Source organism: Flavonifractor sp. An100, from assembly GCF_002161175.1.
Lineage (GTDB): Bacteria > Bacillota > Clostridia > Oscillospirales > Oscillospiraceae > Lawsonibacter.
In genome coordinates this window covers 28,531-42,222 of the sequence record NZ_NFMA01000027.1, presented here as the reverse complement: position 1 = coordinate 42,222, position 13,692 = coordinate 28,531, and the positions used below count along the sequence as shown (strand labels likewise).

Below are 13,692 nucleotides of genomic sequence, written 5' to 3'. Positions count from 1 at the left end.
GTTCTCTTTTGGGGCAAGGAACTGGAGGTCGGTCATGTATTCCTGTGGCAAGCCGCCAGGAAGTTCAATGGCGGAGTTCCACACAAAATCATCCAGTGTCTTCATCACCCGGAAACCAGCCGTCTTTACCATGCGGTTAATCTGGTTGGTTTCTCGTTCCTGCAATTCCAGTGTCAAGAGATCGGTCACATACTGCTCGGTATTTTCGTAGGGGACGCTCCGCCAGCCTTTCGCCATGCCGCCCAGCTTCACTTGCCGCATGAGCTGTTCAATCTGTTCAGCCATGAGCCTCACCTCCCATCAGGCCATCATAGGCTGAGAGGTTTGGATTGTAGTTCAGCAATGGGGCTCCGGAGAGTTTAAGCAGATCTGGGCGGTACTCCTTCTTGGCAATCATGTAATAACACTGCCGCAGGCTGTCCACATCGGCCCGGCCATTGGCGGCTGCCATTTCCAGAGCATCATCACAGAACTCAGAGTTTCCGTCAGCAACGATTTCGCTGAGAAGTTGCAGGGCGCTCTTCCGCTCTTTTCCCTTGGTGGAAGCAAGATAATCCTGCCACCGTTGCGGCATTTGGTGGAAGAAACGGGTATGCTCAATCGCTCCTGGCTTTTTGCAGAGGGTGGACACATACTGCGTCCAGTCGTAGACCTCATCATTGGTCTTGTAGCTTCTGGGAAAGCGTCCAACCGGTCTGTGGTCGTGGTAAAACTCTACATGGTCATAGAAGATTTTGGCCTGTACTTTTTCGCCGGCCAGCATGGGAGATAGCCCGTATTTATTCGTCTCAATCGTTGCAAAGCCTGTTTTACTCACGGTAAGCGTCGTGTACCGTCTGGGCAAAGAGTATCTGGAGGGAAGCACCGTCAGCAAGGACACCGCCAGAGCGGCGGATTGGTTCACCAAATCGGCAGAGGCGGGCAACCAGTACGCCCAGTATATGCTGGGGAAGCTGTGCCTGACGGGACAGGGGCTGCCACGGGATCAGGTCCAGGCAATGATGTGGTTCAGCCGTTCCGCCGCCCAGGGAAATCCGTATGCTCAGTTCTTCCTGGAGCAGAGAAACGATCTCCGCCCGCCCTCTGTGATGCTGGCGGTTACTCAGCTGCTCTACCACATGAGCCGGATCTTTGAGGACAACTCCGTTCCGCCCGCCATCCCAGTAGGCCAGCAGGTAGATCGAAAACTCAGGAGGAAGATCCAGGAGAAGAAGATCGCCATGGGCCACAAGCCGGATGACCATGAGGAGGAGCAGACTATGGGCGGCATGACCATGGGATAAAAATACCGGGCAGTCCGAAACTGCCCGGTAAATGTGCAAATTATGAAAGGTCAATTTCCATACTCATACGCGGGATCTGAATTGCATCTTCAAAGAAATCAATTAACTGATCCATGACCCCTTGTGCCGCATAAATCGTAGCAATCATAAATGTGTCCGGGTCCACATCTGCTAAGGCAAACTCATAGCCAAGATGCTGAATCCACTGCGCAAAGAAAAGCCGCTGAGTACGGCCATTCCCCTCACGGAAAGGGTGCAGCATGTTGATGGTGTGGTAAAAGTCCGCTACTTCTTCCGCTAACGGCCGATGGGACAATCCGTCTGGATGAAAGGTGCTCAATCGCTTAAAACAGGCGCCCGCACAGGATTCAATCTCATCTGGGGAAACAAATGCCGTACCCTTTTTTGAAATACTGATAGAGCGCACTTGACCAGCCCAATCATAAAGATCGCAAAATAGAAAATGGTGAATACGCTTGTAATGATCAAAGTCAAACTCACCCTGGATCGGCTGTTGATCCAACAGGCTTGCCTTGCCCAAAACAACAGCAGCTTCTGTTTCGGCCAATACAGACTCATCCTGTATCCCCAGTTTGTTGATGAGACAGGTTGTTCCGGGATAGCAGCCGTCGGTTATCGCATCGATACTGTAAGCCATACTAACCCTTCTTCCTGTCGGGTATAACGCAGGCCAGATATTGCTCCAGCGTAATCTCGCCGGAAAGCAACTTGTGGCAAAGGTCTTTACAGGTATTTGATACCGAAAATCCTTCCATTTGCAAAGACAGCTCGGCGGATCGAATAGATCGGTCAATGGAGTTGGACATTTAGAAAACCTCCATTACAGAAGTTGGTTGATGTATGCATTGTAACATAAGAGTCCGGCTGTTGCAAACCGAATACAGTGGGCAATTTTAGTACAGTGTATAACAAAGAAAATTTCTCCGGCAAATGATAACAATCTGATAATTGTGGTCAAAAGCCCTGGCTATTCTCTCGGTAGTTCGGTATTGTGTGTTGCTGCAAAGGAGGCGGTGCACATGAACGACTACATGAGAGCCCTGCACCAGCGGTTCTACCAGGAGCCGGACTTCAGTGAATTGGAAGAAGACATCGAGAACACCCGCCAGGAAGTGCGGGACTGCCTGGACAAGCTGCAGCGGCGCAGGCTCATGCACCTGGTGGACAGTCAGAATCTGTTGAAAGAAGAAATCTCCCAGGCCAGCTTCACCGCCGGGTTCAAACTGGCCTGGGGACTGAGTAAGGGACTGGAGGCGGACGGCCTGTACTCCTTCGATGAGGAGGAGACAGAGCGCGTCTGCCGCCAGATGAGAGAGGAGGAATGAAGCTATGGGAAAGCGCAGGCCATCCGGGGACGGCATGGTCCGCAAGCGGGAGGATGGCCGTTGGGAAGGCCGCATCGTCATCGGTCACAAGGCAAACGGCGACTCCATATTTCGCTACATCTACGCCGACACCCAGAAGGAGCTGACCACCAAGCTCCGGCAGAACATAAACGCCTATCAGGGCGTGGACCTGACCGAGGAGAGCAGCATGACCCTGTCCCAGTGGCTGGACAAGTGGTTGGGGGAATATGTCAAAGGAACCATTCGGGATAGTACGCTGGAGGGATACCGAAGAGATATCACGAACCATGTCATCCCGTACTTGGGAGAAAAGCCGCTGAGGAAGGTCACCGCGGCAGATTTGCGTTCCCTCTATGAAAAGCTTCTGGAACGAGGAAGAAAGAAAGGCGGAAATCATGAGGTTGGACTGAGCCCGACCACCGTCCGCAGCATCCATAACATCATCCACCATGCGCTGAGAACTGCAGCTGAGAATGGACTGCTTCCCTCTAATCCGGCTGATGCGGTTACGCCGCCCAAGGCTGTGAGTCAAGCAAAGAAAATTCTCAACCATGATCAGCTGGATACCTTCAAAGCGGCGGCCCAACAAGATTGGATCTGGCGGGACTTCTTCCTCACGGAACTGACCACCGGACTGCGGAGAGGCGAGCTGTGCGGCCTCAAGTGGTCCGACTTTGATGAAGAGGCCGGAACATTAAATGTATGCCGTACCATCCACGCCCGGAAGGGCGGTGGGGTGGAGGAAGGGACGACCAAAACCTATGCGGGAACCCGAACGATTTTGCTTCCCTCCAGCACAGCCCAGCTTCTGCGGGAGCGAAAAAAGTCCGCCCTGACGGAATGGATCTTCCCTGATCCGCTCAGCCCGGAGAAGCCGGTCAGTCCGGGCAGCGCCTACCGGCGGCTGAAAGGCCTGCTGGAGGAGTCCGGACTGCCTGATCTTCGGTTCCACGATCTGCGCCATACCTTCGCCACCCATGCCCTGGCCAGCGGGGTGGATGCCAAGACCCTGTCCGGTATCCTGGGCCACACGAAGGCCAGCTTCACCCTGGACACTTATACCCATGTGACTGGGGATATGCACCGTAATGCCGCTGAAATCGTAGGGGGCTTCATGACAGAGCTGTTGGGAGAGGAGGTGGAACTGTGGCAAAGCAGCGAAAGCGGGGAGACGGCAGTCTCCACCTGAGAAAGGACGGCCGCTGGGAGGGGCGGTATGTGGTGGGCTATGATGAAAAGGGCCATCCAAAGACGAAAAATGTGCTGGCTAAGACCAAGGGGGAGTGCGCGGCCAAGCTGAAGGCCCTGAAGGAGAGCCTCAAGGGTACAGAGCCGGAGCGGCCCAAGGGGGACATGACCTTCGGTGCCTGGCTGGATCACTGGTATCAGACGGACTGTAAGCCAGCTATTAAACCCAAGACCCAGGCGGACTACGAAAACCGCATCTATCAGCACATCATTCCGGAGCTGGGGCACATCCCCCTTTCCCAACTGACCCAAAGCGATCTCCAGCAGTTTTATCACCGACTGAAACAGGGCGGTCGGCTCCGGCGGGTGGAGCAGTACGGCCCGGGGCTGTCCGACCGCATGGTGAAAAGCTGCCATGTGACCTGCCGCATGGCCCTGGACAAGGCGGTGGCAGAGGGGCTGATTCTGAAAAACCCCGCCGCAAACTGCAAAGCGCCAGCCACCCGTCCCAGGGAAATGGCTGTATTGACCGGAGAAGAAATCCAGTGCCTGCTCATTCAGGCCAAAGAGGACGGGTGCTATGAGCTGCTTCTGCTGGAGCTGTCTACCGGCCTGCGGCGGGGCGAGATCCTGGCCCTGCAGTGGGATGACCTGGACTTCCGAACGGGGGTGCTGCGGATAGAGCGTCAGGTTCAGCGAATCAAGGGAGAGCTGGTAGTCTCAACGCCCAAAACCAGAACCTCCAGCCGGAGCGTGATCCTGCCGGTTCCTATCCTGAATGTTCTGGAGCGTTACCATAAAAGCTGCTCCTCCCGCTGGATGTTCCCCTCGCCGAAGAAAGCGGATTCTCCCCTGGACCCGGCGGCGGTGCGGAAAAAGCTGGCCGCTGTACTGAAACGGGCGGGATGTAAGCATCTGCGGTTTCACGACTTGCGCCATACCTTTGCTACCAACGCCTTGGAGCATGGGATGGACATCAAGACCCTGTCCGCCATCATCGGCCATGTATCCAGCGCTACCACCTTGAATGTCTACGCCCATGTGACCGATGAGATGCGGCAAAAAGCCGCCGACCGGATCGACCGGGGAATCGCCGGTGTGGAGCCGTCTCCCAAGCCGGAACAACAGAAGAGACCGAAGACAACGAACTTCCAAGCGGTCAAGGGAAAGTACCGCAAGCCAGGAACTGGATGTATTACTAAACTGAGTGACCACCTCTGGGAAGGGCGGTACTCTCCGAAGGTCAATGGAAAGCGCATCGCTCGGAATGTTTATGCCTCAACAGAGGAGGAGTGTGAGCGGAAATTGGCGCAGCTGATTGAGGAGATGAAGAAGGAGCTGAAACCCCTTCGGGCCAAGAAAAAAGTGGGCTAAAAACAGAAAAACGCCCTCCGGTAAAAGCAATTCCGGAGGTCGGCGTTTTGCCTGTCTGTGGCTGTTATGTGGTCAAAGATAATTGGACGAAATGCAGCATAGAGAAAAATGGGTGAAAAGGTTAGAAAAAACCGCTGTTCTCTCTCGAGAACAGCGGTTTATCTGGTGGACGATACAGGACTTGAACCTGTGACCTCCCGCACGTCAACCCCAAATAGAGATTTTTTCTAACTATTTTTGTAATTTTTAACCTTATCCGCTTTATTTCACTTGCTTTCCGTCACTCTTTAACCACAAGGTTTCCGCCTGTTCCAACGCTGTCTGTGGCTGGTTGTGTGGTCAAATCGTTGGGAGAGTATACTTTTGCGATCTGACCGTTTGCACAAATGTGGTCAGAGTGCGGTTTTCTGCACCGCGACAGTAATCGGCCTACTTGCTTTTGGCAAGTCACCATGGAACTACTTTTGCGATGGTGTTGACAAAGAGATCATACCTCCAATGTGTAGTATGCGCCCGCTCCCTTTCCCTGCAACGTCAACTTTTGATTCTTCACCAGCCGTTGCAGAATGCGAAATGCCTTTGCCGGAGAAACATGCAGTAATGCGATTACATCCGCCCGTTTAATTGACTTCTGTTTCCTGGCGAGCTCCAAAACCAATTCTTCATATCGAAGTTCGTCAATTCCTTTTTGTCTGATATACGCAGCTGTATTTTCTCTCCCGTAGGCTTTCGGGCTTAACATATAGTTTCTGCCACGGCCATTCCCAATCGCTTCTACCAATCCAGATTCCACAAGCGTCTCCACAACAATTTTAATACGGCTTTCATCCCGTTTGAGTGCCTCGGATATCTCACGGAGCGCTGCCTGGTGCATTTGTTTCAAGGTGTTCAAAACAAGAAGCGCATAGATTGGAAGCGGGTGGCCCAAGCGCTGCTGCTCCTCTGAGATCATCCGGACAAAAGCTTTATCTGGCAATCCTCTAGGGATGAAAAGGCGCACACTGGTACCGGTGGATTGGGAATAGTCAGGGAGCAGGCGCCCATATAATAGCGAGCCTTCATAAATTCTGTCGATACCTCTGCCCGTTCGCTCTGCCAAACCAATTCGCTTCAGCGCATCAGCCAGGACCGGATTGCGGCCATGCGGCTCCGCGTCCAACAAATTATCTGCATTGATCCCTTCAATAAAACCCCCGGGATTGCTGATCAGCATCCCCTCACTGTTGATTTCCACTCGTACTCTGCCCAGCATAGAATAGTCACGATGGCAAAACGCATTGACTAACGCCTCTCGAAATGCCCGCTTATCAAAATCTGGGATGGAAACACGGAACAATCCCTCTTCCATTTCCTCTTCATGGTTCCATGCGGCAACATACTCTGTAATTTTTTCAAAGGCAGAGAGAATTGGGAGGAAAAACGATTCATTGACCCGAATATCGGTTCCTTCAAGCACCTGAATCGCAGTTTCTGCCGTCGGCATCAACGTTTTCAGACGTTCCGCCTTTCCAATCAGCAGCAATCCTGTATAGGTAGGCACAAGCTTTTTGTCCACCTGGACGACCATTTGCAGCGCTTTGTCAAGTTCTTCATTGTCCAATTCCAGGAGCGCAGGTTCCCCCCGATATTTTCGGATGATTTGACGAAGCCGCTCCCGCTCAACAGGGTCTAAATCCTGATAATCACCATCTGGAACCGGCTGCGCGGAATAGTCAAAAAGGCTCAAATCTGATAGCCGGCCGGCAATTTCATAGGGATACATCGGAACATTCTCTGGAGTTCCATCCGCTTTGAGGCGCCTTCGCTGCATTTTCCCGGAAGACGATGCGGTAATACTGGTACGGCGGGGGACAGAGATTTTTAGAATTGGCTTTTCCAGATCTAAAATTTCGCATCGGGCCGGGACCGGTGGGACAGTTTTATTGGCAATAAAAGCGGCCAAACGAGTAATATCCGAATGTTCTTTATGCAATCCCGTGATCTCGCCATCATCCTCTACCCCAAGGTAAAGATCTCCTCCATCGGTATTGGCAAATGCAACCACTGCATCGATGATTTCTTGATCCGCCAACTTCTTTCGATCACTTTTGAACTCATGCGTCATATCTTCCCGAAAACCAATGTTCAATGCAATCACATCCTTTAAACGCACAATAACACACGCGTGTGTTTTTGTCAACAAAGAAAACACACGCGTGTGTTATTCGAGTGTTTTTGCGATGGTGTTAATCGTGATACGATGATATGAACTTGGCAGATAGGCCTGCAATTGTCATTGTTTCAGCGCATCCAGCAGCTCGCTGAATCCATCCATGGCCGACTGGAGGTTTTCCAGGATGTCCTCCGCCAGTTCCTCCGGGGCCGGCAGGTTGTCCAAATCAGCCAGAGCCTTGTCCTTGATCCAAAAGATATCCAGGCTGGTTTTGTCCCGATTGAGGATCTCCTCGGCGGTAAACCGCCGCCAGCGGCCATCCGGGTTGTCCTGGCTCCAGGTCTCGTGGCGCTCATAGCGGTTTTCCGGGTGGTAGCACCGGATGAAGTCTTTCAAATCCTCATAGGTCATTGGGTGCTGTTTCAGGGTAAAGTGCAGATTGGTCCGCAGATCGTAGAACCAGACTTCCTTGGTCTGCCGCTCCGGGCTGGCGGGGCGTTTGTCGAAGAAAATCACATTTGCTTTGACGCCGGGCTTGTAGAAGATTCCGGTGGGCAGTCGGAGAATGGTGTGGAGGTCGCAGGTCTCCAGCAGTTTCTTCCGGATAGTCTCCCCGGCTCCGCCCTCAAAGAGCACATTGTCCGGCACCACCACCGCCGCCTTTCCGGTGGCTTTCAGAAGGGTGTTGATGTGCTGGAGGAAGTTGAGCTGCTTGTTGGAGCTGGTGGTCCAGAAATCCTGCCGGTTGTAGACCAGGTCCTCTTCCTCCTGCTCCCCCTCCTCATTGGTGAAGGTGAGGGAGGACTTTTTCCCGAAGGGAGGATTAGTGAGCACATAGTCGAACCGCTCCCCCGGGTCGGTGAGCAAGGCGTCCCCGAGAGTGATGGGGACCTCCCCGTACAGGTCGCCGATGTTGTGGAGAAAGAGGTTCATCAGGCTCATCTTGAATGTGGTGGGCACGATCTCCCAGCCCCGGAAGGTGTCCCGCTTCAAAAACTCCTTGGCCTCCCGGTCCAGGGTATAGTGCTTGGGGTCGGACAGGTAGCTTTGGGCCGCCAGCAGGAAGCCGCCGCTGCCGCAGCAGGGGTCGGCGATGGTTTTCCTGGGTTCCGGTCGGATGCACTCCACCATGGCCCGGATCAGCGGCCGGGGCGTGAAGTACTGGCCCGCACCGCTTTTCACGTCCTCGGCGTTCTTTTGCAGCAGGCCCTCGTAGATCTCGCCCTTCACGTCGGTGGACATAGATACCCAGTTTTCCTTGTCGATCATCTGGACGATGCGGTAGAGAATGGCGGCGTTGCTGATCTTGTTGACCGCCCCCTGAAAGATCTTGCCCAGGGTGCCGCCCTGCTCCCCCAGTGTCTCCAGGATGGATTTGTACTTGCTCTCCAGTTCCGCGCCTTTCAAGGTGTTCATATCCGACCAGCCGCAGCCGGCGGGGATACCGGTCTCCCGCTTGTAGGGTGGTTTTGCGTACTCGTCGGACATTTTCAGAAAAATCAGGTATGTAAGCTGCTCCAGGTAGTCGCCGTAGGACACGCCGTCGTCCCGCAGAGGGCCGCACATCCCCCAGACTTTGGAGATGATGGTTGAGGTTTGGTCAGGCATAAGCATTCCTTTCATGCGTGTAATTCTTTTCTCTGAATCCAGAACGCACCACTTGGTTTGATTGCTAATATATCAATAGGGCCACCTACAGTTTTAACACAATCTTTGAAGGCCATTGTTTTTATGGTAACATCAACAGCATATTCTGCAAAATTAATTGCATCTTGAAGAGTAAAGTAATTATACCCTATTGGATAGAAAACCAAATCCGAATATGTATTCTCTTGTTTTTTTAGGGCAACATTTTGAACAAGACGCATCAATGTATCCGTTTCACCGTCCCAAACAACTCCTGGTGCATTTATAGCAATTGGAACAATTTGCTTCGTGGCAATATAAACTCTGCTAATATGTTGCTTTAAATCGTCTTTATTATAGCCAGCTACAACAAAGTTAGTTCCTGGTAGCGGAGTATATTGAGCAAAAAACGCCAAGAGTTCTTGTGCTACTTCTTCAACTGAACTTTCTTCCGTTATTTTTTGAGCAATAAAATCCTCTATAAATCCTGCAATTGGCATAGCATTAATGGAAGCCGTTCCGCAAGTTGAAAGCCCAATCTTTGAATTGCATACAAATGTTTTATATGTAGTGTCTGTAATTTGAACCCCAATCCTCTGTATAACGGTTCCGTCTTTTTCTCTTGAAGTATTTGTATATGTTGTCCTGCTGTCACTTGCCATAATAATACCTTCATTGGTGTGTACGGTAATAATAAACGACATAATTATATTCCTCCCTCAAAGGCTTGTTTCAAAATACTCTGCCGCAGGGCTTCTGCTTTCTGCAAGGAAGTGTCAACGGTCTGTTCGATGCTGTCACAAACAGATAACCGAAATTCAATTTCTGATACTGCATGATCCTGTGTATTCTTATCAGCACTCGGAACAGGCACTTTCACAAGTGATTGTCCGGTTAAATGCTTAATTCCAGTCCCCGTAAAAAAACGCTTTAGTTGCCCTGTCTGAGCTGCAAACCACAAGTAATACATATAAAATTTAGGATTAGACCCATCTGTAAAACGGACGCGATGAAGAGCCTTTTGATAGAAAATAGGCTCCTGTTCTTCCCACACAGCGCAACGCCCCGGTTCTCCCCCCTCACAAATCACAAGATCACCATATTGAATAGAATATTTCTCTATTTCATCCAAACCAATACGCATTTCCAACAAATCAGATAGGTCAAAATTAAACCATCGTACATTAATATTTCGTAAGTAGCGTTGTGGCGTTCCAGTATTTTTCTCCTTATCGAGCATCTTCCCTAATCTGGCATCCGTAATGTTACCAAATGGGACAAAACTTTCAGCACATCTAAACGCCTCTTTCAGCACCGCCTGCCGGTAGACCTTCAGCTTTTCCTTTGCGGTTTTCAGTTCCGCCACGCTGGCGTCCAGTTTGGAAAACAGCTCCTCGATTTTGGAGACTATGCGCTCCTGCTCACTCAAAGAAGGAACAGGCATCTCGATTTGAAGCAAATCTCTTTTCGCAAGGCTCGGTATTGTAGTTGATTTGTCCAATTCTTTAAAATTAAATGAACAACAAAAATAATACAAGTATTTAGGGTGCAATTCATTTCCTGGTGAAATTCCAAACGCAGTATCAACATTCCAAAAGGGTTCATTTACGAAAATTGGTTTATTGATCGTACCTTTTCGACCAACAATCGTCGTCCCCGCTTCACACAAGTAATTGCTTGCGTATCCCATTATTCCGCCGCTTCCATATATGGGATACTTTCCGCCAGAGGAAACAACGGTCTTTTGATTTTTTCCACTTACGATTGTAAGTACATCACTCCACTTTTTTACCATTATTACCGTCCTAAATTTAATTTTATTACGCCACCAATTCCCGATTCATTTCCCACAAAATCTCCTCATACTTGTCCCCGAACACCTGATAGAACCGCCCCAGGCCGCCCCTGCGGTCGAAGGGGCTCAGGTCCAGATCCTCCTTCTGAATGCTCAAAGAGGTGGCAATGTGGTCCTTCACCAGCTGGAGCCACTCCATCTGCTCCGGGGTAAAGTGGACCGCGCCGGCGTTGCGGCGGAAGGTCCACTGCTGGAAGTTATAGTTCACCTTGTCTGCAAAGGGCTGGAGGCTGTCCGCCTCCCCCATCTCGAACCGCACCAGGGACACCAGATCGGCCAGCTGGCGCACTGCACTGGTCTGCTTCACCTTCTCCGGCTTCTGAATGGCATAGCAGTCCCACAGCCGCTCCAGGGTGACCCCTTTCTCCCGCAGCTTCTCATACAGGGCTTTCAGCTTTTCCAGAACCATGGGCCGGTCCTGATAGGTCTGGCTGTACAGGATGCGCAGGGCGATGATCTCGTCCTTGTGCTCCTGGATAAAGTCACGGAAAGTCTGGATCACCCGCTGGGCGGTCTGCTCCTTCTGGGCGTCGAACCCGGCAAAGAGCACCGTGTCCGGGTTGGTGTTGTCGATGATCTGCTCGTGGCTACGGCGGACGTTTTCGATGAAATCCCGCACCTCCGGCCGGCAGAAGGGAGCGGCCGTCTGTGCCGCCGCCTCCTTTTGGACGGACTGCACCTGCTCCGCGGTAGGCTCCTGTGTGTGGAATTTCTCCCGAGCCGCGGCGGTGAGCACATCCTCGTCAAAGGCGTCCAGTAGCTCCTCCGCCAGTTTGTTGGCGGGCAGGCCCACCACCTCCGTAAACTCCTTCCGCTCGCCGGGCGACATCTGACTGTTCAGGCGGATGATCCGTCCGGCCAGGGAGGTGAGGGTATTTTCGTCCCGGGCTCCCAGCGCCACATTCAGCATCAGTTCTTTCAAAGAGACAGAGGGCTTGCGTTCCAGGACACGGGTGTCCGACTTCTTGGAGGTAGTAACCCCCACAGCGTCCACAATGACAAAGTGGTCCTTATTCTCCGTGGCCGAGGGCGTGACCTTCTGCAGATCGTCCTTGCTGAGGACGCGGGTGCCCCGGCCCTTCATCTGTTCAAAATAGTTCCGGCTACGCACGTCCCGCATGAAGATCAGGCACTCGATGGGCTTTACGTCGGTGCCGGTGGCGATCATGTCCACTGTGACGGCAATGCGGGGATTGTAGCTGTTGCGAAAGCTGCTGAGCACGCCCTCCGGGTCCTGGGCGGAGTAGGTGATCTTCTGGCAGAACTCGTTGCCCTCCCCGAACTCCTCCCGGACGATCTGCACAATGTCGTCCGCGTGGCTGTCCGTCTTGGCAAAGATCAATGTTTTGGGAACTTCCCTTCTGCGGGGGAACAGTTTGGAAAACAGGTTCTCCCGGAAGGAGCGAATCACCGTGCGGATCTGGCTGGGGTTGACAATATCCCGGTCCAGCTGGGCGGGGCGGTAATCTACGTCCTCGTCCATCTGCTTCCAACGCTTCTCCCGGGAGAGGCGGTTTCGGTACTCAATCATCTGCTTCATGATGTGGGCGCCGCTCTGGGTCACCTGCGTCTCAATGAGGAAGATATCCTCCCCTACGTTGACGCCGTCGATAATGGCCTGCTCCCGGGGGTACTCACTGACCACATTTTCGTTGAAGAAGGCAAAGGTGCGCTTGTCCGGCGTGGCGGTCAGGCCAATCAGGAAGGCGTCGAAGTAGTCCAGCACCTGCTGCCACACATTGTAGATGGATCGGTGACACTCGTCAATGATGATGCAGTCAAAGAATTCCGGCGGGTATTTCTCGTTATATACCACCTCTTTGACCGGCTGGCGGTCCGCTGTTGTCAGTTCGTTGAGGGATGTCTGCTCCGCCGACTCGTCCAGTTCCTCTCCCCGCAGGATGGAATACATCCGCTGGATGGTACTGATGCACACCTGCACATCGTTGGGGATGTATGAGCTTTTCAGCCGCCTTACCCCATAGATTTGAGAGAACGAGCGGTTGTCATCATTGGGGCGGTAAGCCAGGAACTCCCGCTCCGCCTGTTCCCCCAGGCCCTTGGTGTCTACCAGGAACAACACCCGGTTGATCTTGGCGTATTTCAGAAGACGGTACACGGCAGTAATGGCGGTAAACGTCTTGCCCGCGCCGGTGGCCATCTGAATCAGCGCCCTGGGGCGGTTCTCACCGAAGGACTGCTCCAGATTGCGGATCGCAGTGATCTGACAATCCCGGAACCCGGAGGTGTCCAGGGGTGGAAAATGCTTCATGTTGTTGCGGATGGTGTCGCCCTGCCTCAGTAGCTCCCGCAGGCTCTCTGGGCGGTGGAAGCTGAAGATGCGGCGGGAGCGGTATTTCTGGTCTTTGTAATCGGTAAAACGAGTCAGCTTTCCCGTGGCTTCATAGGCAAACCGGATGCGGTAGTCTGTCTTGACCCACTTGAAGGTACTCCTGGCGTACCGGCTGGACTGCGCCTCAGCCGTGGTGATATTTTCGCCTTTTTCATCTGCCTTGGCCTCCACAACTCCGATTGGGATGCCATCTATAAAAAGCGCATAATCCACCGGCCCGGTGCTGGTGGGAAATTCCCGCACCGCTACGCCGGGAGCAGCCATTGGATTGAGCTGCCGCATATCCTGCAAAATCCAACCGGACTGAATGAGTCTCTGATCAATTGCCTCACGCGCTTTTTGTTCAGGAGTCATGGAGGTCACCCCGCTTTTCTTGAATGATTATACGTACTCCAATGTTTCCTCGCTTTGTTGCCAATCGGGAAATATTTTCAAATATATTTTTATTATAACATGGGCCTCCTAATTCAACAACTGAGCGTTTGAGTCATCCT

The 13,692-nt window shown here is 52.4% G+C and carries 11 protein-coding genes and 1 pseudogene; 4 read left to right on the top strand and 8 right to left on the bottom strand.

All coding sequences use genetic code 11. The features are described 5' to 3' along the window. Positions 1-285, bottom strand: a pseudogene (locus tag B5E43_RS13065) (ATP-binding protein); the annotation flags it as partial. Beyond that, positions 278-817 carry a hypothetical protein gene (locus B5E43_RS13060; RefSeq protein ID WP_158099064.1) on the bottom strand — a complete coding sequence of 180 codons (540 nt, stop codon included), beginning with the start codon at positions 815-817 and terminating at the stop codon, positions 278-280. The gene B5E43_RS13060 and the pseudogene B5E43_RS13065, both read right to left, overlap by 8 nt. Positions 818-827: 10 nt before the next feature. On the opposite strand from B5E43_RS13060, the gene B5E43_RS13055 reads away from it, so the two are divergent. Further along, positions 828-1,283, top strand: a complete 456-nt coding sequence (locus B5E43_RS13055; protein WP_242964832.1) for a tetratricopeptide repeat protein — start codon at positions 828-830, stop codon at positions 1,281-1,283. Between the two features lie 40 nt (positions 1,284-1,323). On the opposite strand, the gene B5E43_RS13050 is transcribed toward B5E43_RS13055, so the two are convergent. Further along, a complete protein-coding gene (locus B5E43_RS13050) occupies positions 1,324-1,941 on the bottom strand; it encodes a Fic family protein (protein ID WP_087397401.1) in 618 nt (205 codons plus the stop codon). Between the two features lie 382 nt (positions 1,942-2,323). Between B5E43_RS13050 and B5E43_RS13045 the strand changes: the two genes are divergently transcribed. From B5E43_RS13045 to B5E43_RS13035, 3 genes are read left to right on the top strand one after another with little or no spacing between them, the layout of a single operon-like run. Continuing rightward, positions 2,324-2,629 carry a hypothetical protein gene (locus B5E43_RS13045; protein ID WP_087397399.1) on the top strand — a complete coding sequence of 102 codons (306 nt, stop codon included), beginning with the start codon at positions 2,324-2,326 and terminating at the stop codon, positions 2,627-2,629. A 4-nt stretch (positions 2,630-2,633) separates the two neighbouring features. Beyond that, the gene (locus tag B5E43_RS13040; RefSeq protein ID WP_087397397.1) at positions 2,634-3,839 is read left to right on the top strand and encodes a site-specific integrase; all 1,206 of its coding nucleotides are present in this window, start codon (positions 2,634-2,636) and stop codon (positions 3,837-3,839) included. After that, on the top strand, positions 3,797-5,212 hold the full coding sequence (locus tag B5E43_RS13035; protein ID WP_087397395.1) for a site-specific integrase: 1,416 nt from the start codon (positions 3,797-3,799) through the stop codon (positions 5,210-5,212). Before B5E43_RS13040 ends, B5E43_RS13035 begins: the two co-directional genes overlap by 43 nt. A 487-nt stretch (positions 5,213-5,699) precedes the next feature. Here B5E43_RS13035 and B5E43_RS13030 read toward each other — a convergent pair whose 3' ends face one another. The 5 genes from B5E43_RS13030 to B5E43_RS13010 all read right to left on the bottom strand — a co-directional run bounded on the left by B5E43_RS13030 (position 5,700) and on the right by B5E43_RS13010 (position 13,552). Then, entirely contained in the window at positions 5,700-7,364 is a 1,665-nt protein-coding gene (locus B5E43_RS13030) for an RNA-binding domain-containing protein (RefSeq protein WP_242964831.1), read from the bottom strand. A gap of 120 nt (positions 7,365-7,484) precedes the next feature. Then, positions 7,485-8,972: a class I SAM-dependent DNA methyltransferase gene (locus tag B5E43_RS13025; RefSeq protein WP_087397410.1), complete on the bottom strand. Its 1,488-nt coding sequence runs from the start codon at positions 8,970-8,972 to the stop codon at positions 7,485-7,487. Between the two features lie 11 nt (positions 8,973-8,983). Further along, the gene (locus B5E43_RS13020; protein ID WP_087397393.1) at positions 8,984-9,694 is read right to left on the bottom strand and encodes a hypothetical protein; all 711 of its coding nucleotides are present in this window, start codon (positions 9,692-9,694) and stop codon (positions 8,984-8,986) included. A 2-nt stretch (positions 9,695-9,696) separates the two neighbouring features. Then, positions 9,697-10,785, bottom strand: a complete 1,089-nt coding sequence (locus B5E43_RS13015; RefSeq protein ID WP_087397390.1) for a restriction endonuclease subunit S — start codon at positions 10,783-10,785, stop codon at positions 9,697-9,699. Positions 10,786-10,810: 25 nt separating this feature from the next. Beyond that, positions 10,811-13,552, bottom strand: coding sequence for a DEAD/DEAH box helicase family protein (locus tag B5E43_RS13010; RefSeq protein ID WP_087397409.1), 2,742 nt, complete (start codon positions 13,550-13,552; stop codon positions 10,811-10,813). Positions 13,553-13,692 lie beyond the last annotated feature (140 nt).